The following is a 25,018-nucleotide window of genomic DNA, read 5'->3' as shown; positions in this document are numbered from 1 at the left end:
ATCAGACAAACATCATTGGGTGAAGTCATGAATGCATCGGTATCGGGCGTGGGTGAACTGGTTGTGGTCACCGGAGCGTCGAGCGGCATCGGAGCCGCGAGCGCGCGGAAGATGGCTAGTCTCGGCTTCCACGTGCTTGCCGGCGTGCGCCGTGATGAGGACGCTGACGCGATTCGCGGACCCGGTATCGAACCGATCATCCTCGACATCACGGAAGCAGACCACGTTCAAGCGTTGGCGGACCGGGTCGTTCGCGATCCGGAAGGCAGGGCGCTCCGAGCGCTCGTCAACAATGCCGGCATCGGCGCAAACGCGCCCGTAGAGGTGTTTCCTCTCGATGCGTGGCGGCGCCTCTTCGACGTCAACTATTTCGGGCACATCGCCGTCATTCAGAAACTCCTGCCGCCTTTGATTCGCACCAAGGGGCGGATCATCAACATCAGCTCCGTTGGCGGAACGATCGCGATGGCGACCTATGGTCCCTACGGCGGGGCGAAGTTCGCCCTCGAAGCGCTGAGCGACTCCCTACGACGCGAGATGGTGCCGCTCGGCGTCGAAGTCGTCGTGGTCGAGCCTGGCGCGATCAAGACGAAGATCTCAGGGAGAGCGATTGCGACCGCGAACAAGGTGGCGTCGACGATGACGCCCGAGCAGCAGGCGCGCTATGGCGACTTGGTACACGCCGTCGTCTCACAGGCCGCCGAAGCAGACGCGAACGGCTTGTCTGCCGATGCCGCCGCAGACGTCGTCGCCAAGGCGATAACAGCCCGTAAGCCTCGGACCCGCTATGGCGTCGGGCGCGAGGCTTCGATGATCGGCTTCATGCGGATGCTTCCGGACCGCACCGTCGATCGCATTCTGGCGTCCGTTCTTCGTCGCTACATGCCGAAGTCGGTGCGTTCCGCAGCGGCTTGAGCGCTGCGATGAAAGTCACGCACACGGGTCCTGCAGATCATGCGCATGCCAAGCCTCGCTGGGCCCTCGTGACGGGCGCCTCGAGCGGTCTCGGAGTCGCGTTCGCGAAGGCGCTGGTACGGCGAGGATGCAACCTAGGTTCTGTTGACGAAGTGGATTCCCAAATCGCGTGAGGGGTGATTCAACCCTGCTCTTTGAGAGGAGCGTCGGTGGTTCGGGATTTGATGTCTGATCAGGAGTGGGCGTTTTTCGCGCCTTTCGTGGTTGAGACCGGTCCGCGGCGCGGCCGACGGCCACGGGATCATCGCCTGGTGCTGGACGGGGTATTCTGGATTGCACGGACGGGCCCGGCCTGGCGCGACCTGCACGATCACTTCGGCAAGTGGAGCTCGGTCTACCGGCAGTTCCGGAAGGCTCTTTTCCCTATCCCCCGGCGCGTTCCGCCACGATCCGCCGCACCAGAACCAGATCCTCCGGCTTGTCCACGTCGATCGCGGCATCGGCGAACGGCAGGGGCACGACGGCCAGCCTGGCGCCGACGCGACGCCCCAGCACACGCAGCAGGGCGGGCAGGGTGCCGAACCCGGTAGCGTAGAGAATCAGCGCCCGGAGCCCGATCAGCCGCGCGATCCGGGCAGGCTGCTTGCGGGATTCCTCCACGCGCCGCCAGAAGCGGAGCACCCCGTCCGCGCGACCGGTCTGCAGCAGGAACAGGTTGCAACCACTCACCCGCCCGTCGCGGAACCGCAGCCAGGTGCGTCTCGTGTCCGGAAACGCCGCCATCACCACCGCGTCCGTCGCCACACCGGCCACCACGTCGGCCTCCGGAGGAGCGTGCCGAAGCAGATGCTCCAGCATCGCCGGGGTGAGCAGAGCGTGATCGGCGGTGGTGATCAGCAAGGGCGCACCGAACTCCGCCAGCATGGCGGCGACGCTGAGGCTGGGTGAGGGCGATTGCGGCCGGCCCAGCACGTCGTCGTTGCCGGGGCAGGCGGCCAGCAAGGCTTTCGCCCCGTCGGCGCAGACCACGATCCGCTCGATGCCGGCGCAGCCGCGCACGGCACGCAGCACGCGGCACAGCATCGGTTCGCCGCCGACGGGCAGCAGCGCCTTGTGCGACAGCCCGGCCGCGACGGCCATCGCGTCCGGCACGCCGCCTCGGCTGCCGGCCAGAACGATCGCGGTGGTCATGCGGTCAGGATCGTTCCGCGGGCCTCATCGGCCGGTCGCGCGGCGGGCCGCCGGACAGGCGCGCCACCCAGGGAAACAGGCGCGATTTCGGCACGTCGTAGCCGAGATTGAACACGTGCGGCGAGCGGCGGCGCGCCTTGGCGCTGCTGTAGTAAGTGCCGAACAGCCGGTCCACCACGAAGGAAGTGATGCCGTAATTCCCGTCCTCGTCATGGAAATGATGTGCGAGATGCAGTTCCTTCATCCGGCGCAGCAGACGCGAGCGCGGCTTGAAATTCAGATGCTGGATGCAGTGGCAGAACTCGTAGAGGCAGGTGATCAACAGGCCGGTCCCGGCAGCGGCAGCGGCGCCGGGGAGGCCGGGACCGATCAGCCAGCCCAGCGGCAAGGTGATGGCGAGAATGGTCGGGATGGTGGTGACGGGCGCGCCGAACAGCACGTCCATCCGGTACGGATCCTGGTGATGGTCGAAATGGATGCGCTTCCAGAGGGCGGCCGTCAGCGGCGAGCGATACAGGAACTGGCTGTGCAGGATGAAGCGGTGGATCAGATACCACGCCACCGGATAGATCAGGATCGTGCCAATCGCCCCGCGCAGCGGCGCCCAGACGCCGGCGGCGTCCCGGATCGCGACGAAACCGGCGATCGCGGCGCCGGCCAGATAGAGATGCACCGCCGGGTGGCTGCCATAGGCGGACACGAGCTGGCGCAGGGTCATGCGGCCCAGATCGAAACTCTGCCCGTCCGTCCTCCAGCGCTTGTACATCGACACCCCTTCCGAACGCCGCCATGCGTGCGGCAGAGCCCTCCGCATGTCAATCAGTTGTAACAAGTCCGGCGCGAATGGCTGTCAGCCGCCCGCATCCGCTTGCAGAACGGTGGCGACGGCGAAGCCGCCGAACAAGAGGGGCGAGGCCGTGGTCGCCAGCAGAGGCGGCAGTGCGCCACTGTCGCCCATCGCGGCCAGAAGGCCGGACAAGCCGAGATAGCCGAGGCCCAGCGCCACCACGCGCAGCATCTGCGGGCCGTTTCCACCCGCGCGGGGGGGAGCGAGAAGCAGGGGGGCCGCCAGCAGCACCATGATCAGCGGATCGACAAGCGCGACCAGGAGGCTGTCGAGCGCGGTCCAGGCGGCGAGCGGCCCGTGCGGACTGGCCCAGCGATCGTGGAGAATGCGGATCAGCCGGCCGGGCGTCTGCGTGATCACCGGACGGGCCACGTCGATCATGTTGGCGGGCGAGGGCGCGTCCGGCCACGGGCGGGCGGCGGCGTGCTCGGCGTCCCGCCCGTCCGGACGCGCGACCGACACGTCCCGCAGCGTCCAGCGCCCGTTCTCGAAGCCTGCGCTCCCGGCGTCGATCCGGTCCAGCAGATCGCCCTCCGGCGTGCGGTGCACGATCATCAGCCGGTCGATCTCGTGTCCGTCCGCCGACACGCTGCCCAACGACACCACCTGATTGCCGTAGCGGAACCAGAGCGACTCGTCGTGCGGAACCGCTTCGGGCGGGCTGGTGCGGGCCCACCAGTTCGAGAGCGCGCGCTCGGTGCGCGGCGCCAGCTCCGCCTGCAACAGGAGCTGGATCGCGGCGATCGACACGCAGGCGGGGAAAAGGGTGCGGACGATCCGGGCGAGGCTGGTGCCGGTGGCGCGCAGGGCGACCATCTCCGAGCCGGAAGCGAGGCGATTGAAGCACAGCATCGCCCCGGCCAGCACGCCGAGCGGCACGGTGCCGGCCAGCAGGGACGGGAAGCGCAGCAGCACGTAGTGGCCGATCGCACCGACACCGCGATGCGACACGATGGCGCTGGCCTGATCCAGCAGATCGAGCAGTTGCAGGATCGCCGTCAACGCCAGCAGCGTGCCGGCGACGCGAACCAGAAACAAACCCGAAAGATAGCGGCGGACGATCAGGATGCGGCTCCCGCGCCGGCCGCGCGTCGCTTCGTCGGCGGGCGCAGGCGCTCCAGCAGGGACAGGAGCGGATCGATCGGATTGCGGCCCGGATCGCGCCCGGCGCGATGGAACAGCCAGACCGACAGGGCGGCGAACACCGCCATCACCGCCCAGATCGCCGGACGTGCATCGGCGAGACCGGCGCTGCCGAGCGATTGCGCGAGCTGCAGCAGATGGAAGAACAGCACCAGCAGCACGATGCCGACCACCAGCCCGTACTGGCGCCGCGCCCGCTTGGCGGACAAGCCGAGCGGGACCGCCAGAACCGGCATCAGCAGCAAGGCCAGCGCGCGGGCCAGGCGTGCATTCCATTCCGCCTGGAGCCGGTGCAGCGGCAGGGCGGCGGTGGGATGTTTCTCGGCGCGGGCGATCTCGTGCGAGGTCATCTCGCGCTCGTCGGCGCCGCGTGGCCGGAACCGGGCCAGCAGCAGATTGAACGGCCGGTCCAGCGACACGATCGGGGTCTGGGTGCTACCGGGCTCTCGTCCCGGCCGGGTTTCGAGCTGGGTGGCGCCGTGCAGGACCAGGGAGAGCTCGCTGCCGTCGCGGGACAGCTGGATTCGGCCGGTGCGCGCCGTGGTCAGCTTCTCCGCGCCGTCGGCGCCGCGCTGGTCGATCAGCACCCGGCTCAACCGGCCGCCGAACCGGTTCACCTTGTCCGCCGTCACCATCAGGTGGCGCGACACGCGGATCAGCTCGCCCGGCACCACGGTCGCGTCCCAGCTTCCCTGCGTCGCGGCCTGGAAGGCGGCGCGATAGGCATAGCGCGACAGCGGCTGCACCTCGCCGTAGAGCCCGAGCCCGAGCAGGGAGGCCACCACCCCCATGAACAGGAACGGCCGGCTCATGCGGAACAGCGACATGCCCGTGTTCTGCAGCGCGTCCATCTCGTTGTCGGCGGACAGCTTCGCCACCACGGCGTAGATGCCGACGAACAGCGCCGCCGGCAGAGCGAGGCCCAGATAATGCGGCAGCAGATCGACGAGCATCCGCACCACCGACAGGGCCGGCACGTCCTCGCTCGCGACCAGATCGAACAGGCGCAGCAGCCGCTCCATCAGCAGCGCCGGCAGGACGATCGCCAGCGTGCCCAGGAACGGACGCGCGGCGAGAGACAGCAGATAGCGGTTGATGATCCCGCCCAGCAGCCGGTCCAGTATCCGGCCGAAGGCGGCGTTCCGGACGCTCATGCCGTCTTGCAATCGCGCGCGGGCTGCGCGAGGTCGGAGGAATGGCGCATCACACCGGAACACCGAGGGAAACCATGGCCGAGCGGGCGATGCCGCCCCGGCGCGGCCGCAACATAGGGTGTCTCCCGGCGCTTCGCCAGCGGGCCGCCCTGGCCGCTTCCCTTCTCGGCCTGCTCTTGGCCGCGCCGGCCATGGCCGCCGATCCCGAAACGGCCCGGCCCTGCACCGGGCCGGACGATCCGGGCCGGCCGCGCATCCTGGCCACGGTGACCGGCGCCCACAGCGCGAAGGGCAACATAACATACACGCTGTATGGTAATGACCCGGCCCGCTTCCTGAAGCACAAGGGGTCGATCGCGCTGGAGCGAGTTCCGCTGACCGGCGCGAGCGCGCTCGGCTGTTTCGTGGTGTCGCGCCCCGGCACCTATGCCGTCGCGGTCTACCACGACGAGAACGACAACCATCATTTCGACCGGACCCTGATCGGCCTGCCGGAAGAAGGCTACGGCTTCTCCCGCAACGCGCCGATCTTCATGGCGCCGCCATCGTTCGACTCGGTGCGCTTCGAGGCCGGTCCCGGGGATACGCCGGTCTCGATCGCGCTACGCTACTGAGCCTGCGTCCCGATCAAGGCCGGAACAGCAGATGCCGCCAGCAACGCGCCGCCGCGAAGCGATCGGCGTCGGGATCGTAGCGACGCAGCGTGGTGTCGAGCGTCCAGCCCGCATCGTCCTGCGCGATGCTGTGCGCCAGCCACCCGCCCAGCTCGGGGCGCGGCGTTCCGGCCAGGGCCGCCGGCACGCCGAACACCGGGATCGGTCCGGCCGGGCCGGGCAGATAGGCCAGGCTGGCCCGGTGATGGTGGCCGTGCAGCACCAGCTCCGCGCCGTGCCGCCGGAGCAGGCGCCGCAGGGAGCCGCGATCGCGCAGCGCCTTGCGCGGGCCACCCGGCCCCAGAAACGGCGGGTGATGGATCAGCACGATGCGGAACAACCGCTTCCGGCGCGCTTCCTCCAGCAGCAGGGCGGTGCGGGCGATCTGGCGGTGACCGAGACGTCCCGCCGCCGAGCCGGGCCGGGTCGGGACGCCGGAACACAGCCCGATCAACGCCACCGTGTCGCGGACGCGCAGGAACGGGAAGGTCGCCCCGGGATCGCTGTCGCCCATGAACGGACGCCATCGCGCGAAGCCGGCCGCCATCGACCCAGGGGCGGTGGCGTCGTGATTGCCGGGCACCACCGAGACGGCGTCGCCCGGCCCGATCCGGTCCAGCCAGTGCCGCGCCCGTTCGTATTCGATTGGGCTTCCGAGATTGACCAGATCGCCCGTGACGGCCACATGATCGGCTCCGAAGGCCGCCAGATCGTTGCGCAAGGCGCGATCGGGCGACAGCGTGCTGATATGGCGGCGCTTGCGCTGCCAGGATTGGAGGGCCATCCGCTGCTTGATCGTGAGTCGTTCCCCACCGAGTCCCTCGAGAATGGGATCGAACGGCAGGTGGGGATCGGACAGGTGGGCGAGATGGAAGCGGGTGCGCGTCATTCGCGGTCTCCACGCGCAGGCCTGGCGAACATCGTCGCTTCCGGGGCCGGTCCGCAAGAGCCGGCCGTGCTCCCGCGTCGGCCGGGCGCGCGGCGCATCGGCATCGTCGGCAATCCCCGCAGCCATTCCTATCGTGCCGTGGGGCAGGATTCGGCGCTGATCCGGGTCGCCGAGCCTGCCACGCGCACCGCCCTGTGCCAGACCCTGCGCGATTTCGCCGCCAACGGCGTCGATCTGCTGGTGGTGCAGGGCGGTGATGGCACGCTGCGCGACGTGCTGAGCGCGCTGCCGGACGCCTATGGCGATACCCCGCCCGAAATCGCGATCCTGGCCACCGGCAACACCAATCTGGCCGCCCGCGTGTTCGGACGCGTGACGCCCGGACCGCGTGGGCTCGCCAGCCTCGCCGCGGCCGCGCAGTACGGCACCTTGCGCCGGGAGACCTGCAACACCATCCGCGTGGAATGGCCGGACGAGCCGGAGCGCCGCCCTCTGCGCGGCTTGTTCTTCGGCGCAGGTCTTTATGCGGACGGCAAGGCGCTGGCGGATGAACGGATCCATGCCAGCGGCGTCCATAACGGTGCTGCGGTGGCGCTGGCGGTGTTGTCCGCCCTGTCCGGCGCGCTTCTGCGCCGTCGCGGCACGCTGCGACGCGGCACGGAGCGTGTGTTCGCACCCGACGATGCCCAGCCGAAATCGGGGCGCGGCTTCGTGATCCTGGCCACCACGCTGGACCGTCTGATGCTCGGATTCTGGCCGTTCGGGCGGCGCGTGGTTCCCGACGGCAAGCGGAAAGGCAGAACCATACGCTGGCTCGACATCGATGCGCCGGCACGCGGCCTGTTCCGGATCCTGCTGGGCATGGTGTTCCGCCAGGGCGCCGGCACCACCCGCCGCGGCGAACGGCGTACCGGCCTGTCCGGCCGGATCGCGCTGCGCCTCGGCGGCCCGTTCGTGCTCGACGGCGAGTTCTTCGAGCCCGGCGCCGGCGGCGTGGTGCTGTCGGATGGCGGAGCGGTGACGATCGTCAGCGCGTGACGGTGGTGGCGGACGCATCGTCCGGTGCCCTCGCGCGATTGGCCGAGGCGGAACTGTCACGGCCGGTTCCGGATGCGGCGCGGCTGATCGTCGAGGAGATCAGGCGCAGGCACGGCGCGGCGGTGCGCTGCATCCTGTTCTACGGCTCGCATCGTCGCGAAGGCGATATCGGCGGACTGCTCGATCTCTACGTGCTGTTCGACTCGCATCGGGCGTTTCATCGCGGCCCGGTTCCGGCGCTGTTCAACCGGCTGCTGCCGCCGAACGTCCTGTTCGTGAGCGTGCCGGACCCGAAAGGCGCGATCAGGGCCAAGGTAGCGGTGATGTCGCGCCGCGCCTTCGCCCGGCGCATGCGGGGCGAGACGCTCGACACCACGATCTGGACTCGGTTCTGTCAGCCGGCCTCGCTGGCGTATGCCGCCGACGAAGAGGTGCGGCGCTGGGCGGTCATGACCGTGGCAGAGGGCATGCGGACCGCGGCGGGATGGGCCGCAGCCCTGGCGCCGGGGACGACGCGTTCGGAAGACCGTTGGCGCTCCCTGTTCTCTGCGACCTACCGACTGGAATTGCGGCCGGAACGCGGCGACCGCAGCGCCCAGGTCTATCGGGCCAACCGGGGCTGGTTCGATGCGATCAGCGATGCCGTCGCGATGGACGCCGGAGTACCGGATCGCCACGCTTCATGGCGAGCACGAAGACTTGCCGGCAAGCCCTTAAATCTGGCCCGTTTGGTAAAAGCAGCCTTCACCTTCGACGGTGGTGCCGACTACATCAGCGGCAAGCTCGGTCGTCATACCGGCGTGGTGATCCGGCCGACCGGCTGGCAGCACCGCCATCCGCTCCTGGGTGCGCCGGGGCTGTTGCTGGCACATCGGCGCGCCCGGCGCCGGATGTTCGATCAGAACTGACCGGGCATACTCATCTGCGGCCGCAGACAATCGCGATAAGCATCTGTTTTTAAAAGATCAGGAAGCGAGACGTTCCTGATTGCTCTCGCTATTGCGCGCGGCGGCGACCACTTCGAGCGCCGCCGTAACGTTTGCCTCGGTATGGGCGGCCGACAGAAAGAAGCGCAGCCGCGGCTGGTCACGCGGCACGCCGACCTGGACGATCGGCGGACAATAGAAGCCCTGGCTCAGCAGCGCTTCTGCGCAGATCACCGTTTCCTCGTTGTCGCGGAAGAACAGCGGCACGACCCCGTGGCCGCGCGACGGGCCGCAATCGAGCCCGAGCCGGGTCGCCTCGGCCACGAAATGGGCGGACAGGGTGCGCAGCCGGGCGATGCGCCACGGCTCGTCCTTCAGGACCTGCAGCGCCATGTCGGCCGCTGCGGCGATCGGCGGTGCCATGCCGACGCTGAACACGAAGCCGGGCAGGGTGAAATGCAGCCATTCCAACACCCTGGCCTCTCCAGCGACGAAACCGCCGCAAGACACGAATGCCTTGGACAGCGTGCCGACGATCAGGTCGATCTCGCGGGGATCGGTGCCCCAATGCTCGGAGATGCCGCGTCCCGTTTCCCCCAGGACGCCGATGGAATGCGCCTCGTCCACCATCAGCCAGCAATCATGGGCATGCTTCATGGCGATCAGGCGCGGCAGGTCGGGAATGTCGCCGTCCATGCTGTAGAGGCCTTCCACCACGATCAGACAGCGCGCATGCGCGCCGCGCTGTGTGGCCAGGATCTCCTCCAGATGGTCGAGATCGTTGTGACGAAAGGTAATCGTTCGGGCGCGGGAGGCCGACGCGCCGGAAACGATGCTGTTGTGCGACAACTCGTCGATCACCAGCAGGTCGCGCGAGCCCAGGAGATGCTGCACCAGAGACAGATTGGTGAGGTAGCCGCTGACCAGACACAGGCTGGCCTCCGTGCCGACGAAGGCGGCCAGATTGGCCTCCAGATCAGCATGGAAGTTCCGCTCGCCGCCGATCATGCGCGAGGCCGAGACGCCGACGCCGACATGCAGAGCCGCCCCGGCAGCGGCCTCGCGAACGCGCTCATCCGCGGACAAACCGAGATAATCATAGGCGCCGAAGCTCACCAGCGATCCCTCGGCACCCTCCCGCAGCGCGTCGAACGAGCCCATGAAGTGCCGGACACGGCCCAGAACGTCACGGCCGGCAAGGCGGAACCGGCGATCGGCGAATTCGACCAGGCGCATGGCTGCAAAAAATCCTCGAAACCCGCTCCGGCGCCTGTCCGGCCCCGAAGCCTGCCATCAAACTATAACATCCCGTAACCAACGGCCAAGCTTGACCGGGTTCGGGAGCGGACGGCGCGCCTCGGCTTGCTATCCGGCCGGCTCCGCGCGGGTGCGACGCAAGATCGCCCTGCGCATGAACGGCGGCAGCATGACGCTGAGCCCGCCGAGCACGGCAAACGGCCACGGTAATAACAGATGGGGATCGTTCCGGTCGATGGCAATCGCCATTCGGTCGGCAGCCGTATCGACCGGAAGGAGGAACGGCTTGGCGCTGCGGACCCGCCGGCTCATCGGCGTGTCCACGAAGCCGGGCGAGATCAGCACGACGCCGACGCCACGCTTCTCCAGCCCCAGACGCAGCGCGCCTGCGAAGCGGGCCAGCCCTGCCTTGGAGCCGGCATAGGCGCCGGCGTAGGGGAGATCGTGAAAGGCCGCTACGGAACCGATCAGGGCGATCCGGCCGCCCCCGCGCGCCGCCATCCGGCCGCCGACCAGCGTTGCCATCGCCGCCGGCACGGAGAAATTGACCGCGCCCAGGCGCAGAACCGTTTCCGGTTCTTCCGTCACCGCATCCGCCGCCCGCATGTCGCCCAGCCCGGCGGCGAGGATCAGCAGCGAGACCGGATCGGCCTCGTCGTCTTCCCGCAAGGCGCTCAACACGCGGTCCTGCTCGGCGAGGTCGATGCTGCGGGTCTTCGTGTCCGCGCCGCGCGCCCGGCAGGCCTCGGCGGTCCGCTCCAGCCGCTCCCGGTCGCGTCCCCACAACAACAGGCGCCGCCCAGGTGCTGCGTATCGGAGCGCCAGCGCCGCACCGATGCCGCTGGACGCGCCCGTGACCAGGACCGTGCCCGGCGCGAAACCGGTGTCTTTTACGCCAGGGTTGCGTCGGCGTTGCTTGCCCGTCATGCCGGTGACGCTCATCTGTCCGATATCCTTCCGGGAGAAACCCGTCAGCATGAAACCTGCCCTGTCGATCGTTCCGGTCGAAACACGCGGACAGATGCAACGCTTTCTGCGCCTGCCACGCCGGATCTATCGCGGCCTGCCCGGCTTCGTGCCGCCGCTCGATCTGGAGCGACGCGGCATGATGTCCCCCAGGAGCGCGTCCTTCTTCAAGGAGGGGCGGGCATGTTTCTTTCTCGCGCTGCGGGGGGGCGACTGCGTCGGCCGCATCTCGGCGCAGGTCTCGCCGCTGGCCGTGCTGCACTGGGGGGACCGCATCGGCATGTTCGGCGCGATCGACGCCGTAGACGACGCCGAGGTGGTGCGGGCGCTGGTGGAGGCGGCGGCGGACTGGCTACGCGGGGAGAACATGCGCGCGATGCGCGGTCCGTTCCTGTTGTCCATGAACGGCGAGGCCGGGCTCCTGGTGAAGGGGCAGGAGGAGCGGCCGATGCTGATGTCGCCCTGGCATCCGGCCTATCTCGGCCCGCTTCTGGAAGCGGCCGGTCTCGCCAAGGCGAAGGATCTCGTGTCCTACGAACTCGAGGTCGGGCCCGCGGCGGAAGCGGCGCTGCCGGTCGGGCGCATGCGCCTGAGCGAGAGCGGCTCCGGCCTGTCGGTGCGGGAATTGCGTCCCGACCGTCTGGCGGAGGATGCCGCCATCATGGGCCGGCTGTTCAACGATGCCTGGCATGAGAACTGGGGCTTCGTACCGATCACCGACGACGATGTCGACGCGATGGTGAAGGAGCTGAAGCCGCTGATCCGGCCGGAGCATCTGGTGATGGTGGAGCGCGACGGCGAGCCGATCGGCTTCGCGCTGGTACTCCCCAACATCTACGACGTGGTGGGCGATCTGGGCGGCAGTCCCGGCCCGATCGGCTGGGTCAAGCTGGCGACGCGGCTGCTGCGCCACCGCTTCCGCTCGGGTCGCGTGCTCCTGCTGGGCATCTCGGCCTCGCTGCGCAACACCACTCTGGGCGCGATGATGCCGTCCCTGATCGTGGCCGAGCTGATGCGTCGCGGCCGGACCATGCCGTTGCGGACCGTAGAGCTGGGCTGGGTGCTGGAGGACAATCACCGCATGCGACGGCTGATCGAACGCCTTTCGCCCGAGCCGAACAAGGTGTTCCGCATCTACGAGCGGGCGCTGGACTGACCGGAGGCCGGGTTCCGCTCTCGAAAGAGTGCTTCAAACGACCGCTTGATTCCGGTCCGGCGGTAGGTCCATAACACGGACATGAGCGGGCAGGCCGTCAGGACCGAGCTTTTCCCCGAGGGGGATACCAAGCGTCGCATTCTCGACGCGGCGGAGCTTCTGTTCGTGTCCCATGGCGCCGACGACATGTCGCTCCGTGCGGTCACCAGCAGCGCCGGCGTCAACATCGCCGCCGTGAACTACCATTTCGGCAACAAGGACCGTCTGGTTGAAGCGCTGCTCGGGCGCAGGCTCGATCCCCTCAATGACGAGCGCGGCCGCATGCTGAGCGAATGCGAACGGCGTTGGCCGGACCGGCAGCTCACGGTGGATCACGTGCTCGCGGCGATGTTCGTGCCGGCGCTCCGTCTCGCGCACGGGGATGGCGAGGACGTGCTGCGCGGCGTTCAGTTCTTCGGACGCGCCTATTCCGATCCGTCGCCGATCGTCACCGCTTTCGTGAAGCATCGCTACGAGGCGGTGACGACCCGCTTTCTGGATGCGTTCGCCCGGACCCTGCCGCATCTGCCGCGACCGGATCTGCGCCTGCGTCTGGCCGTAGTGTTGAAATCCGTGGCCGGGCTCATCGCCGGTCCCGAACTGCCGGATCTTCTGGCGGCGTTCTCGCGCGGCGGGCTGGGTCCGGTGCAGAGCGAGCGCAGGCTTCTCGGCAGTCTGGGCAGTCTGATGAGCGGCGCGCTCACCGCGCCTCTGCGTGCGGACAACACCGCTTTCACCGAAATCTTCGCCTTCGCCGAAGCGCCGCCGACAGAAGCGCGCTCGGGATCGGACCGGGAGGGTTCCCCATGATCGCCGTCTGGATCGTCGCTTTTCTTCTCGGCGCGTTCGCGCTGTGTTTCGCCGGTGCATCGGCTGCGCTCTGGGTCGTGGCGCTCGTGCTGTGGATCGCCGTCGGTTTCGTGTCGCATCTGATCGGCATCGTGACTGCTGTGGTGCTTGCCGCGCTGCTGGTGCTGCCGATGCTGGTGGTGGCGATCGTGCCGCTGCGGCGTGCGCTTCTGTCGCGCAGGCTGCGTCCGGTGTTCCGCGGCATCATGCCGAAGATGAGCGACACCGAAAGTGCTGCCATCGAGGCCGGCACGGTGTGGTGGGATGCGGCCTTGTTCTCCGGCCGTCCGGACTGGAACGTGCTGCTGAAATCGGCGCCGCCGTCGCTCTCTGCCGAGGAGCAGAGCTTCCTCGACAACGAGACCGAACAGCTCTGCGATCTGTCGAACGACTGGGATGCGACCAGCCTGTGGCAGGACCTTCCGCCGGAGGCCTGGGCGTTCGCGAAGCAGAAGGGCTTCCTTGGCATGATCATCCCCCGCCGTTACGGCGGGCTCGAATTCTCCGCCTATGCGCACAGCCAGGTGATCCAGAAGCTGTCCACGCGCTGCTCCGCCGCAGCGGTGTCGGTGATGGTGCCGAACTCGCTCGGTCCGGCCGAGCTTCTTCTGCACTACGGCACCGAACAGCAGAAGAACCACTACCTGCCGCGCCTGGCGCGCGGTGACGACATCCCGTGCTTCGCTCTGACGAATCCCTATGCGGGATCGGACGCCGCCTCCATCACCGATAGCGGCGTGGTCTGCATCGGCACGTTCGAGGGTCAGGAGGTGCTCGGCTTCCGCGTCACCTGGCGCAAGCGCTACATCACGCTGGCGCCGATCGCCACCGTGCTCGGTCTGGCGTTCCGGGCGCACGACCCGGACGGGCTGCTCGGCAACAAGGCCGATCTGGGCATCACCTGCGCGCTGATCCCGCGCGACCATCCGGGCGTCGTGATCGGCCGCCGTCATTGGCCGCTGAACGCCGTGTTCCAGAACGGCCCCACCACCGGAGACGACGTGTTCGTGCCGCTGGACATGGTGATCGGCGGGCGCGCACAGGTCGGCAATGGCTGGCGCATGCTGATGGAGTGCCTCGCCGCCGGACGGGCGATTTCCCTGCCGTCTTCCAATGTCGGCATGAGCAAGCTCGCCCTGCGCGGCGTGAGCGGATACGCCGCCATACGTCGCCAGTTCAACATGCCTGTGGCGCAGTTCGAGGCGGTGCAGGAACCGCTGGCCCGGATGGGCGGCCATCTCTACGCGATCGATGCGGTGCGTCGTCTGTCCGCCGCCGCGTTGGATCAGGGCGAGAAGCCGTCTGTGATCTCGGCGATTGCCAAGTACCACGTCACGGAACGCGCGCGCATCATCGTCAACGACGGCATGGACGTGATCGGCGGCAAGGGCATCTGCATGGGCCCGGGCAACTTCCTCGCCCGCGCATATCAGCAGATCCCGATCGCCATCACCGTCGAGGGCGCGAACATCATGACGCGCGCCCTGATCATCTTCGGGCAGGGCGCCATTCGCTGCCATCCGTTCGTGTTGACGCTGATGCGGACGGCATCGGATCGCAGTGACGGCGCGCTGACCAGGTTCGACCGCGCGTTGTTCGGGCATTTCGGTTTCGTGTTCCGCAACATGGCGCGGGCGCTGATGTTCGCGCTCACCGGCGGCCTGTTTATCGCGGCACCCCGCAATGCGGCGCCGCAGCTGAGCGGCGATTACCGCCGCGCCACGCGGCTTTCCACCGCGCTTGCCCTGCTCGCCGACATTTCCATGGCGTCGCTCGGCGGCACGCTGAAGCGCCGCGAGGCCATCACCGGCCGCCTGGGCGATCTGCTGTCGCAGCTCTTCATCATCTCCTCGATCCTGAAGCGTTTCGAGGATGACGGGCGCCCGGCGGAAGATCTGCCGCTGGTGCGCTGGGCGCTGGACGATTCCTTCCACCGCGCCGGCGAAGCGGTCGAGGGCGTGCTCGACAACTACCCGAACCGTCTCGCCGCGGCTTTCGTTCGCGCGCTCGCCTTTCCGTTCGGCCTGCATCTGCCCAAGCCCGACGACGCGACCGGCGCCCGCATCGCCACTCTGCTGCGCACGGACAATCCGACGCGCCGCCGTCTGCTGGCCGATAGCTGGACGCCGCGGATGGAGGTCGACCGCATCGCCGCGGGCGAGGTGGCGTTCGCGTTGTATCCGCAGATCGAGGCGATCGAGCGCCGTTTGAAGAGCGAGATCGCGAGCAAGCGCGTCGCGCGCCTGCCGCAGGATCTGGGGCGGCTGGATGCGTGGGCCGATCGTGCGCAGTCGCTGGGTCTGATCGACGCGGCCGAGCGCGCCGTGATCGCCCGGTTCGTGGAACATGCCGATCTCGTGGTTCAGGTCGACGACTTCCCGTCCGATTTCGGTGCCGCCGACAACATGCGCACGGTGATGGAACGGAGCCATGTTCCATCCGTGCAGGATGCCGCCGAATGAGCGCCGCAAAGCCGTCCGGCGACCGTTATCTCGAGTTCGTCAACGGGCCGGTCGGCCGCGTGCTGGCGAAACGACTGGGACTGCCGACGCCGTTGCGTCTGGTCCGCACCGGCGATCGCGCGTCCAAGGCGCGCCCGGTGCTGGTCGGAGCCGCGAAAGGCGCCCGTCTGCTGCCGGCGTTGGCGGAATGCTTCGCCGCCGAGCATGTGGTGTCGTTCTATCATCGCGATGCGGAGCGCTGGCGCGAGGCGGCGCAGGCGCATGGCCTGATGACCGCACGCTTCGGCGAACGCAGCGGACGAACGGGCGCGCTGGTGTTCGACGCCACCGGGATCGAAACGGTGGACGAGCTGGGCGCGCTGTATCGCTTTTTCCATGACGGCATCCGCGCGGTCGGGCCGAACGGCCGCATCGTGGTGCTGTCGACGCCGCCGGACAGCGCCGGAACGGCGGAAGCGGCGGCGGTACAGCGCGGATTGGAGGGCTTCACGCGCTCGCTCGGCAAGGAAGCACGACGCGCCATCGCCGTGCAGCTGGTCGAGGTGGCGCCCGGTGCGGAATCCGCGATCCGCAGCACGGTGCGGTTCCTGCTGTCGCCTGCCTCTGCCTATGTGTCCGGCCAGGTGGTGCGGATCGATGGTGGTGGCGCGTCGCCAAGTGGCGAAACGGGGCGGCGCACCGTTCTGGTGACCGGCGCGGCACAGGGCATCGGTGCATCCATCGCCGAACTGTTCGCCGCCCGCGGGGATCAGGTGGTGGTCCTCGACGTTCCCGCCGTAGCCGACAAGGTTGCGGAAACGGCGCAGCGTCTCGACGGTGTCGCGCTGCCACTCGACATCACCGCGGCCGGAGCGGCGGATGCGGTTCTGTCGCACGCGAAATCCTGCGGCGGCTTTGACGTGGTGGTGCACAATGCCGGCATCACCCGCGACAAGACCATCGCCCGCATGGATCGCGCGCGCTGGGACGAGGTGATGGCGGTGAATCTGGAAGCGCCGCTGCGCATCACGGAGACATTGCTGTCTGGGAACGGCCTGAAACCGAATGGGCGCGTCGTGTGCGTGTCGTCCCTGAGCGGAATCGCAGGCAATCTGGGCCAGACCAACTATGCCTTGTCCAAGGCCGCGCTGATCGGTCTGGTGAAGCGTCTGGCGCCGACCGCGCGGGAAGCGGGTGCGACCATCAATGCGGTGGCGCCGGGCTTCATCGAGACCCGCATGACCGCGACGATTCCGTTCGCCATCCGCGAGGCCGGGCGCCGTTTGAACGCGATGGGGCAGGGCGGCCGGCCAATCGACGTGGCGGAAGCGATCGCCTGGCTCGCGGATCGCGACAGCGCGGGCGTGAACGGGCAGACCATTCGCGTCTGCGGCCAGAGCCTGTTGGGGGCGTGAGCATCATGTCGGACGACACCCGTGTTCTGAAAGCGCCGCCCGGTGCGCGGGACGTGATGCTGGGTGGGCTGCAGAGCCTGCGTCGCCGGGATACGGCGCCGCTGGTCCTGCCGAAGACGGTTCTGCGCCTTGATCGGCAGCGTCTGGACGGGCGCCGGATCGCCGCCTACGCGAAGCTGTGCGGCTTCTCGTCCGACCAGGGCGTCCCCGTCCCGTTCCCGCATATGCTGGGCTTTCCGCTGCACATGGCGTTGCTGCTGGAGCCGTCCTTTCCGTATCCGCTGATCGGTCTGGTGCATCTCGCCAACACCATCCAGCAGCACGCCACGCTTCGCATCGGCGAGACGCTCGACGTGACGGCACGGTTCGGCGAGACCCTGTGTCACGACAAGGGGCAGGCTTTCACCATGCTGACCGAATGCCGCCGCGGCGACGAGATCGTCTGGCAGTCGAGCAGCACCTATCTCCGGCTCGGCATCCGCAATGCCCATGGCGGGCCGGTGCCGCCGCCGCCGGACGGGACGCAGCCTTTGATCGTGGCCGGGCGCTGGCGTCAGCCGCGCTCGATCGGTCCGCGCTACGCCGCGGTCTCCGGCGATCGCAATCCGATCCATACCTCGCGCATCGGCGCGCGTCTGCTCGGTTTCCGCGCGCCGATCGCGCATGGAATGTGGATGCTGGCGAAGAGCGCCGCTGCGCTTCTGCCGGAAACGCCCGTGCGCACGGCCGAGATCGAGGTGGCGTTCCGCGCGCCCGCCTTCCTGCCCGGATCGGCCCTGTTGCTGTCCACGCAGCGCCAGACCGGAACCTTGTTCGAACTGCGCAATGGCCGGGCAGAGCAGTTGCATCTGCGCGGCATTCTGCGTGCCGAGGCGGCGTGAAAATCGACCGCTGCCCGAGGGAGAAGACCGAGCCATGCTGAGCGCAGCCGCGCCGAAACGCGTCGCCATCGTCGGCGGCAGCCGTATCCCGTTCGCCAGGGCCAACACGGCCTATGCGGAACTCTCCAACAGCGACATGCTGGCCGGCGCGTTGCAGGCGCTCGTGGACCGGTTCGATCTGCACGGCGAGAGGCTGGGCGAGGTGGTCGCAGGCGCGGTGCTGAAACATGCACGCGACATCAACCTGACCCGCGAATGCGTGTTCTCCACCACCCTGTCGCACGATACGCCTGCCTACGACATCCAGCAGGCCTGCGGCACCGGTCTGGAGGCGGCGATCCTGGTCGCCAACAAGATCGCGCTGGGACAGATCGAGTGCGGCATCGCCGGCGGCGTCGACACCGTGTCCGACGCGCCGATCGCGCTGAACGACAGCCTGCGGAAAACCTTGCTGCGTGCGAGCCGTTCGCGCTCGGTCGGCGGCAGGGTCGCGGCCTTCGGCGGTGCGCGCCCGTCGATGTTGAAGCCCGAATTGCCGCGCAACGCGGAAGTCCGTACCGGGCTCTCCATGGGCGAGCATTGCGAGCTGATGGCGCGGCGCTGGAACATCGCCCGCGCCGATCAGGACGCTCTGGCGGTCAGCAGCCATCGCAATCTGTATGCCGCCTACGAGGCGGGGCATCTGAACAGCCTCGTGGTGCCGTTCCAGGGACTGACGCGCGACAACAACCTCCGCCCGGACATCGATCCGAACAAGATCGCCGCGATGAAGCCGGTCTTCGATCGCAAGACCGGCACGCTGACGGCGGCGAACTCGACGCCTTTGACGGACGGCGCCGCCGTGGTGCTGCTCGCGTCGGAAGACTGGGCGCGCGAACGCGGTCTGCCGATCCTGGCCTATCTGCGCACGGGTGAAACCGCCGCGGTGGATTTCGTCCGTGGCGACGAGGGTCTGCTGATGGCGCCGGTACATGCCGTGCCGCGCATGTTGTCGAAGCTCGATCTGAGCCTGCAGGATTTCGACTTCTACGAAATCCACGAGGCGTTCGCGGCGCAGGTGCTCTGCACGCTCGCGGCCTGGGAGGATGCGGATTATGCGTGCGAGCGTCTCGGACTGGCTCAAGCGCCCGGCGCGATCAACCGCGCGAAAATGAATGTGTGGGGCAGCTCCCTGGCGACGGGCCATCCGTTCGCCGCCACCGGGGGCCGCATCCTGGCCACCCTGGCCACCATGATCGACCAGCGCGGATCGGGGCGCGGATTGATCTCCGTTTGCGCCGCCGCAGGACAGGGTGTGGTGGCCGTGGTCGAGAAATAGAACGGGGTTCGATCAAACCCCGCACAAGAAAAGAGCCCGAATGGGCCGGCGACGAGGCCCGTAACGGGCCGGGGTTCAGGAAATCGGGCCGGCGAACGGCCCGGGGGGAAAACGGAAATGGGCATGTCCATGATGCGGGATGACACCGCCGGCGGCGAGGCCAACAAGAACGACGCGCTCTGGGCGGAGCGCTTCTGGTGCAGGCATTATGCGCCGGGGGTTCCGGACACGATCGACGACGAACTGGCGAAATGGTCGTCTCTGGCGCGCCTGTTCGAGGCGGACGCGGAGCGCTTCGCCGAACGCGTCGGCTTCGTCAGCATCGGCAAGCAGGTGACCTACGCGACGATGCTGCAGGAGGCCCGCGCCTTCGCCGCCTGGCTGGTGCGGAACGGCCTGCGCCCCGGCGAGCGGGTCGCGCTGATGATGCCGAACTGCCTGCAATATCCGGCGGCCTTATTCGGCACACTGTTCGCGGGCGGCGTCGTGGTGAACGTCAATCCGCTCTACACGCCGCACGAATTGCAGCATCAGCTGAAGGACAGCGGTGCGGTGATGATCGTGGTGATGGAGATGTTCGCGGCCACGCTGCAGAAGGCGCTGCCCGGCACCGCGATCAGAACCTGCATCACGACGGCGATGGGCGACATGCTCGGCGGGATCAAGGGTTTCGCGATCAACGGCGCGATGCGCTACGTCAAGCGCGTTGTGCCGCGCTACGATCTGGGTTCCGCTCGCCGTCGCTGGAAGCGCGTGATGCGAGAAGGCCGCAAGCTGCCGTTCCGGATGATCGAACGCCAGCCTGACGATCTCGCTTTCCTGCAATATACCGGCGGCACCTCCGGCGTCGCCAAGGGCGCGATGCTGAGCAATCGCAACGTGGTCGCCAACGTCCTGCAGGGACGCGCCTGGGGCCTTGCCAAGCTGTATGACGAAGACGGGATCAGCAACGTCACGATGTTGCCGCTGTATCACATCTTCTCGTTGACGGCGAACCTGCTGATGTTCACCGGCGTCGGCGGCAGGAACATCCTGATCGCCAATCCGCGCGACACCAACATGGTGGTTCGCATTCTGCGCAAGGAGAATTTCACCGCTTTCGCCGGCGTGAACACCTTGTTCGGCAGCCTGATGGAAAACGAGGAGTTCCGGAAACGGAACTTCTCCAAGCTGCGCATGACCGTGTCCGGGGGCATGGCGGCGCAGACCGAGATCGCCACCCGCTGGCAGGAGATGACGGGCAAACCGTTCGTGGAAGGCTACGGCCTTACCGAAGCCTCCCCCGTGGTCTGCGTCGGCTATGTCGACTACGACCACCCGGAAAAGATGGGGTTCACCGGCAAGATCGGCTACCCGGTGCCGTCCACAGAGGTGCGCATGCGCCATTCCGACGGCTCGTGGTGCGGCATCGGCGAAGCGGGCGAACTCTGTGTGCGCGGGCCGCAGGTCATGCAAGGCTACTGGAACCGCCCCGAGGAAACCGAGAAGGTTTTGTTCGGTGACGGGTGGCTGGCGACCGGCGATGTCGGGATCATGGACGAGGGCGGCCAGGTCCGGCTGATCGATCGCATCAAGGATCTGGTGCTGGTGTCCGGCTTCAATGTGTATCCGTCCGAGATCGAGGACGTGATCGCCAGCCACCCCGCCGTGCGGGAAGTCGCGGTGATCGGCGTGCCGGACGGCAAGGGCACGGAGATGGTGAAGGCGATCGTTGTGTTGCGCGACGGCGCCAGCGCGACTCAGGAGGAAATCGTGCGCCACTGCCGCGGCGAACTGACCGGATACAAGATCCCGCGCGTGGTCAGCTTCCGCACCGAGCCGTTGCCGAAAACGCCGGTCGGGAAAGTGCTGAAGCGCGAGCTGCGCGACAGCTGATCAGCCGGGCGGCAGCACCGCCTGCTCTTGCGGCAGCAGCTGCAAGAGCAGGTCGAAGCCGTCGCCTTCGGGAAGGCCGCCGCTCAGACGAACCGGCGAACCGTCATGCAGCGCGGGCCTGCGCCAGCCTTCGGCCGACGCATGATCCGGCACCGGTTCGGCGATCACCGCATTGACCGCCGACTGAAGCTCCTCCGGCGGCGCGTCGAACTGGATCGCCGTCTGCAACGACGGCAGCAGCGCGTCGAGCGCGTCGTCCAGCGACGTTCCAGGCGGGTGCAGGGCCAGCACGATCATCGGAAAGCAGCGTCCGGCCCGGTCGATGCTAGGCATCCAGAGACCGGACGCGACGCAGCCCGGATCGAGGCGGCCCGCGCCGAGCCGAAATCGCCAGACCGGCGCCCGCTCCCAGATCAGATCGAACGCTGCGCCGTGCTTCTGCTGCTGCGGTCCCATGTTGCGGGCGATCCAGCCATCCAGCACATGCACCGCGGTATCCGGCAGACGGTAGCGCAGGAAATCCCCGCGCGACGGCAGCTTGCCGAAATAGCCGATGATCGCACTCATCGGATGGTCGGGCAGGTGAAGCCGCGCAGCAGCGACGGGTCGAACGGGTCGGCCCGTCTCGGCTGTCTGCTGCCGTTCGAAGGCGAGCCGGACTCGTCCGTGCCGATCTGGATCGTCGCCGACCGGTTGCCGCGCACGAAGAGATACTGATGCGTTCCCGATTGCGGCGTGTCGTCCGTAGGCTCGGCATCGGCCAGCAGGCGGAACAGTGCCCACGGCCCTTGTTCGCTCGCCAGGGCCGGGCCGGGCTGGGAACCTTTCTTGTCTGCGGGTGGCTGCAGGGTCGCTGGCGACAGCCCGTCCGAACCGGGCCAGGACAGCGAGGCCGGCGCGTTCGGCTGCACGGTGACGCTGCCCAGGTGCAGCACCGTTCCGGGCGGCGCGGTCAGCGACACGGTGAAGTAGAGCGAAGGCTGGCCGCTCACCGGGAAGAACGCGTCGCGGATCGACGCCGCCCGGACGAAGGGCGCCAACTGGGCCTGCGTGAAGGGTGGCTGGACGCCGCCCGCCGGGTGCAACTTCCAGGGCGTCACGCTGGTATCGACGTAAGGCGCCATGCTGGTCTGGAAATACCGGTCGAGCTGGCCGCCCGGCGCGAACAGGCGGGAGAAGTCCGCCAGGGACGCGTTCTGCGACGAGCCCGGCGAGAACGGGAACCGGTTGTCGACCAGCGAATGGCAGACCCCGTCCGGCCCGCCCGCACCGTTATAGGCGCCGGACGCAGCCGATTTCGCTTCCTGGCCCAGCGTCGCCCCGCCGGAGCGCGAGATCCGCGCCAGCCATTGCGACAGCGGGTGAGGCTGCCGGTCCGATTCCGCCTGGATGCGCCGTGCGGGATCGGCCGATTGCGCGGCGGCCTGGGGCAGGCTGGCCGGGGCGGTGGTGCCGCTGGCCAGGACGTTGTCGAGCTGGGCGATGAGCTGAAGGATCGCGTCCAGCGGCGGCGGACCGGGCGGCGGCGGCGGCACGTTCTTGCCGGCTTCATAGGGCGACGCCGCCATCAGCGAATACAAAGGCTGCCAGTGCGTGGTCCATTCTGCCGCGACGTCGCGGCTCGGATCGCCGGGCGCCGGCATGGCGATCCTGAGCGCCCGGACGATCGAATTCAGCATGTCGCGCACGGGCGATTGCGGCGAGCTCAGCAGATAGAGACTGTCCTGGAGGTGCTGCCCGTCGCCTAGCGGCACCAGATCCAGATCGGCCAACAGCGCATCCCAATGGGCGATCGCATCGGCTTCCCACAGGCGCGCGACCTGCTGCTCCAGCACCGCCACATCGGCGCCGCTGGTGCTCATGCCGGACTCCTTGCCCAACACCCAGCTTTCATCGGCCACCTGACGCGCGGCCGGCGGCAGGTCGCGCCGCATGGTGTCGGCGAAGGCGCTGCCGGTCAGGAAGGCGGGAATGCCGTCCGACAGCGGCGCGCCGGAGCGCCGCATGAACGTCGCATCGGCGGCGTCGCCCAGCGCGCTGCGTGGCGACCAGCCGATCTGTTCCGCCGCCCCGGGCGTCCCGCCTTCGGCACCGGCCTTCAGCCTGTCGTAGACGCGTTGCGCCGGCGAGACGTGGCTGAAGGCCACACGTGCTTCCGAAACCAGTGTGCCGTCGAGCTTGAGCTGGTCCGACGGCAGCGGTGCGCAAAGAAGGGCGTCGAGGTGGCGTGTCAGATGCTCGCGCAGCGGCGTGTTCAGAACGCCGCCGAAGCGCTCGTTCCAGTCTGCCAGGATCCAGGCACGGATCACGCCCGGCTCGTGCGGCCCGTTGCCGCCGAGCAGCAGATACACGCGGGTCGCGTTGTAGAGCGCGTTCGGATCCTGCCTGTCGGCCCGCATCTGTTCTTCAAGACGCCAGACCAGACGCGGATACAGCAGATGGTCGAGCGCCGAGGCATAGGCGACGCGCCCGGCCTCGTTCAGCCGGTCGGCGGCGGAGAGACCGATCATCGCCGCCAGAGGTTCGCGCTCCGGTTCCGCGAGCGCCGCCGCCTTGTCGAGCAGCGCGCTGACCTGATCCAGATCCTGACGATTGTCGACCACGCCGCTGGGGAACTTGTCGACATCGTGCCGATACGCCTCCATCACGTCCTGGCGGCGCTGGATCGCCACGCGCGCCTGAAGATCGGCGGCCCAGATCAGCACCAGACCGCCGACGCCGATCAGCGCGATCGCGCCCAGGGCGGACGCGCGCAGGATCTTGCGACGACGGAACCGCCCCGGGCTGGTCGACACCAGCGGCGTCTCGCCGAGAATGACCTCGCGCACCATGCGGGACAGGAAGAAAGCCTTGCCCGTGCCGGATTTCAGCGCCGTGGTGCGCTTCTGGTCGATGTCGAAGGACTGCGCCAGCATGCCGGTCAGGCGGTCGAACGGCGCGCCGTTCTGGGTCGCCGAGGTGAAATACACGCCGCGCAGGAAGGGGGCCGGATCGATCCGGCTGCCGGCGAAGCAGGTCTGGAGAAACGGCATCAGCACCGGCGACAGGCTGGCGACCTGGAGCGGAAACCCCGACAGCAGCGCGCGACGGTCCGGACCGCGCTCGGCCTGCATCCGGTCCAGCAGACCGGCCTCGATCCGGTCCACCAGCGCCTTGAACTCGCCCGCGAACGAGCCGACGCCATCCTCCAGCCCCAGGGTCACGCCCCAGACCTGTTCGCGCGCCCGGCTGTCCAGCGTCTCGAAATAGGTGTCGAAGCCGGCGAGACGATCCATCTTCGAAAACACGAGATAGATCGGCAGACGTACTCGCAGCCGCTCGTTCAGCTCGTTCAAACGCAGGCGGATCGCACGCGCATGCGCGTCGCGGTTCTCCGGGGTGGACTCGAGCAGTTCCGACAGGGCGATCACCACCAGCACGCCGTTGATCGGCTGACGCGGGCGCGTGGTACGGAGCAGATCGAGAAAGCCGAGCCAGCCGGCCTTGTCCACGGACCGGTTTGAATCGTGTGTGGTGTAGCGGCCCGCCGTGTCGATCAGCACCGCTTCTTCGGAAAACCACCAGTCGCACAAACGGGTTCCGCCGACGCCCTGGAACGAGTCCGCATGGTCGCCGTCGAGCGGGAAATGCAGGCCGGACTGACGCAGCGCAGTGGTTTTGCCGGAACCCGGCGGGCCGATGATCACGTACCAGGGCAGCTCGTAGAGACGCTTCACGCCGCGCTTGCGCAGCGTTCCCATCGCCTCGCGCAGACGCTTGCGCAGCGCCGCCACCTCGGCCTGCGAGTCCGCGCCGTCGGTGTTCTGCGCTGCGGTCTTGTCGTCGCCGGCCACCGCCGCCTCCACGGCGCGCGCCTTCTTCTTGGCGCGACGATCCACCAGCCAGGTCACGAGGCCGAACGCCGCGAAGATCGCGACGATCGCCAGCGTGCGCGGGATCGGTCCCGCCAGCGCCGGGATCATCGGCAGATAGGACCAGACCAGCGCGCTGAGGATGGTGGCGCCCAGCAGGCCACGGCTCCAGCGCGAAGCCACGAGCAGGAGGAGGGAAGGCAGGAAGTTCATG

At 68.3% G+C, this 25,018-nt stretch carries 20 protein-coding genes and 1 pseudogene; 12 read left to right on the top strand and 9 right to left on the bottom strand.

Going from position 1 to position 25,018, the window contains the following annotated elements; translation table 11 throughout:
- Positions 1–27 precede the first annotated feature (27 nt).
- On the top strand, positions 28–915 hold the full coding sequence (locus ACZ5BM_RS01965; protein ID WP_498909666.1) for a Rossmann-fold NAD(P)-binding domain-containing protein: 888 nt from the start codon (positions 28–30) through the stop codon (positions 913–915).
- A 224-nt stretch (positions 916–1,139) separates the two neighbouring features.
- Positions 1,140–1,328, top strand: a pseudogene (locus ACZ5BM_RS01960) (transposase); the annotation flags it as partial.
- A gap of 10 nt (positions 1,329–1,338) precedes the next feature.
- On the opposite strand, the gene ACZ5BM_RS01955 reads toward ACZ5BM_RS01960, so the two are convergent.
- The 4 genes from ACZ5BM_RS01955 to ACZ5BM_RS01940 all read right to left on the bottom strand — a co-directional run bounded on the left by ACZ5BM_RS01955 (position 1,339) and on the right by ACZ5BM_RS01940 (position 5,250).
- Positions 1,339–2,106 carry a nucleotidyltransferase family protein gene (locus ACZ5BM_RS01955; RefSeq protein ID WP_498909665.1) on the bottom strand — a complete coding sequence of 256 codons (768 nt, stop codon included), beginning with the start codon at positions 2,104–2,106 and terminating at the stop codon, positions 1,339–1,341.
- 4 nt (positions 2,107–2,110) lie between these two features.
- Complete coding sequence (locus ACZ5BM_RS01950) at positions 2,111–2,872, bottom strand: sterol desaturase family protein (RefSeq protein ID WP_498909664.1); 762 nt, start codon at positions 2,870–2,872, stop codon at positions 2,111–2,113.
- 84 nt (positions 2,873–2,956) lie between these two features.
- Positions 2,957–4,015, bottom strand: coding sequence for an LptF/LptG family permease (locus ACZ5BM_RS01945; RefSeq protein ID WP_498911445.1), 1,059 nt, complete (start codon positions 4,013–4,015; stop codon positions 2,957–2,959).
- Positions 4,015–5,250: an LptF/LptG family permease gene (locus tag ACZ5BM_RS01940; protein ID WP_498909663.1), complete on the bottom strand. Its 1,236-nt coding sequence runs from the start codon at positions 5,248–5,250 to the stop codon at positions 4,015–4,017. Before ACZ5BM_RS01940 ends, ACZ5BM_RS01945 begins: the two co-directional genes overlap by 1 nt.
- A gap of 41 nt (positions 5,251–5,291) precedes the next feature.
- Between ACZ5BM_RS01940 and ACZ5BM_RS01935 the strand changes: the two genes are divergently transcribed.
- The gene (locus tag ACZ5BM_RS01935) at positions 5,292–5,864 is read left to right on the top strand and encodes a DUF2141 domain-containing protein (protein ID WP_498909662.1); all 573 of its coding nucleotides are present in this window, start codon (positions 5,292–5,294) and stop codon (positions 5,862–5,864) included.
- Between the two features lie 13 nt (positions 5,865–5,877).
- Here the strand turns inward: ACZ5BM_RS01935 and ACZ5BM_RS01930 are convergent, their stop codons facing one another.
- The gene (locus ACZ5BM_RS01930) at positions 5,878–6,792 is read right to left on the bottom strand and encodes a metallophosphoesterase family protein (RefSeq protein WP_498909661.1); all 915 of its coding nucleotides are present in this window, start codon (positions 6,790–6,792) and stop codon (positions 5,878–5,880) included.
- 66 nt (positions 6,793–6,858) lie between these two features.
- Here ACZ5BM_RS01930 and ACZ5BM_RS01925 point away from each other — a divergent pair, with 66 nt between their 5' ends.
- Both ACZ5BM_RS01925 and ACZ5BM_RS01920 read left to right on the top strand, forming a co-directional pair.
- Positions 6,859–7,830, top strand: a complete 972-nt coding sequence (locus ACZ5BM_RS01925) for a diacylglycerol kinase family protein (protein ID WP_498909660.1) — start codon at positions 6,859–6,861, stop codon at positions 7,828–7,830.
- On the top strand, positions 7,827–8,738 hold the full coding sequence (locus ACZ5BM_RS01920; protein WP_498909659.1) for a hypothetical protein: 912 nt from the start codon (positions 7,827–7,829) through the stop codon (positions 8,736–8,738). Before ACZ5BM_RS01925 ends, ACZ5BM_RS01920 begins: the two co-directional genes overlap by 4 nt.
- Positions 8,739–8,795: 57 nt before the next feature.
- Here ACZ5BM_RS01920 and ACZ5BM_RS01915 read toward each other — a convergent pair whose 3' ends face one another.
- Together ACZ5BM_RS01915 and ACZ5BM_RS01910 are read right to left on the bottom strand one after the other, a co-directional pair.
- Positions 8,796–9,992 carry an aminotransferase class I/II-fold pyridoxal phosphate-dependent enzyme gene (locus tag ACZ5BM_RS01915; protein WP_498909658.1) on the bottom strand — a complete coding sequence of 399 codons (1,197 nt, stop codon included), beginning with the start codon at positions 9,990–9,992 and terminating at the stop codon, positions 8,796–8,798.
- Between the two features lie 129 nt (positions 9,993–10,121).
- Positions 10,122–10,955, bottom strand: a complete 834-nt coding sequence (locus tag ACZ5BM_RS01910; RefSeq protein ID WP_498909657.1) for an SDR family NAD(P)-dependent oxidoreductase — start codon at positions 10,953–10,955, stop codon at positions 10,122–10,124.
- A 34-nt stretch (positions 10,956–10,989) separates the two neighbouring features.
- On the opposite strand from ACZ5BM_RS01910, the gene ACZ5BM_RS01905 reads away from it, so the two are divergent.
- The 7 genes from ACZ5BM_RS01905 (at position 10,990) to ACZ5BM_RS01875 (ending at position 20,953) form a co-directional block, all read left to right on the top strand.
- Positions 10,990–12,135 (top strand): GNAT family N-acetyltransferase, encoded by a 1,146-nt coding sequence (locus tag ACZ5BM_RS01905; RefSeq protein ID WP_498909656.1) that lies wholly within the window; start codon positions 10,990–10,992, stop codon positions 12,133–12,135.
- Positions 12,136–12,216: 81 nt separating this feature from the next.
- On the top strand, positions 12,217–12,984 hold the full coding sequence (locus tag ACZ5BM_RS01900) for a TetR/AcrR family transcriptional regulator (protein ID WP_498909655.1): 768 nt from the start codon (positions 12,217–12,219) through the stop codon (positions 12,982–12,984).
- Positions 12,981–15,485 (top strand): acyl-CoA dehydrogenase, encoded by a 2,505-nt coding sequence (locus ACZ5BM_RS01895; RefSeq protein WP_498909654.1) that lies wholly within the window; start codon positions 12,981–12,983, stop codon positions 15,483–15,485. The genes ACZ5BM_RS01900 and ACZ5BM_RS01895 overlap by 4 nt, the downstream gene beginning before the upstream one ends.
- Entirely contained in the window at positions 15,482–16,879 is a 1,398-nt protein-coding gene (locus ACZ5BM_RS01890) for a 3-oxoacyl-ACP reductase (protein WP_498909653.1), read from the top strand. Before ACZ5BM_RS01895 ends, ACZ5BM_RS01890 begins: the two co-directional genes overlap by 4 nt.
- A 5-nt stretch (positions 16,880–16,884) precedes the next feature.
- Complete coding sequence (locus tag ACZ5BM_RS01885) at positions 16,885–17,760, top strand: MaoC/PaaZ C-terminal domain-containing protein (RefSeq protein ID WP_498909652.1); 876 nt, start codon at positions 16,885–16,887, stop codon at positions 17,758–17,760.
- Between the two features lie 34 nt (positions 17,761–17,794).
- Entirely contained in the window at positions 17,795–19,078 is a 1,284-nt protein-coding gene (locus ACZ5BM_RS01880; RefSeq protein ID WP_498909651.1) for an acetyl-CoA C-acyltransferase, read from the top strand.
- Between the two features lie 123 nt (positions 19,079–19,201).
- Positions 19,202–20,953 carry an acyl-CoA synthetase family protein gene (locus tag ACZ5BM_RS01875; protein WP_498909650.1) on the top strand — a complete coding sequence of 584 codons (1,752 nt, stop codon included), beginning with the start codon at positions 19,202–19,204 and terminating at the stop codon, positions 20,951–20,953.
- On the opposite strand, the gene tagF is transcribed toward ACZ5BM_RS01875, so the two are convergent.
- Positions 20,954–21,520, bottom strand: coding sequence for a type VI secretion system-associated protein TagF (gene tagF, locus ACZ5BM_RS01870; RefSeq protein WP_498909649.1), 567 nt, complete (start codon positions 21,518–21,520; stop codon positions 20,954–20,956).
- Positions 21,517–25,017, bottom strand: coding sequence for a type VI secretion system membrane subunit TssM (gene tssM, locus ACZ5BM_RS01865; RefSeq protein ID WP_498909648.1), 3,501 nt, complete (start codon positions 25,015–25,017; stop codon positions 21,517–21,519). The genes tagF and tssM overlap by 4 nt, the downstream gene beginning before the upstream one ends.
- Position 25,018: the final 1 nt, after the last annotated feature.

Source organism: Lichenicola sp. GTC18331, assembly GCF_055386855.1.
This window is presented reverse-complemented; position numbering and strand designations above follow the sequence as displayed.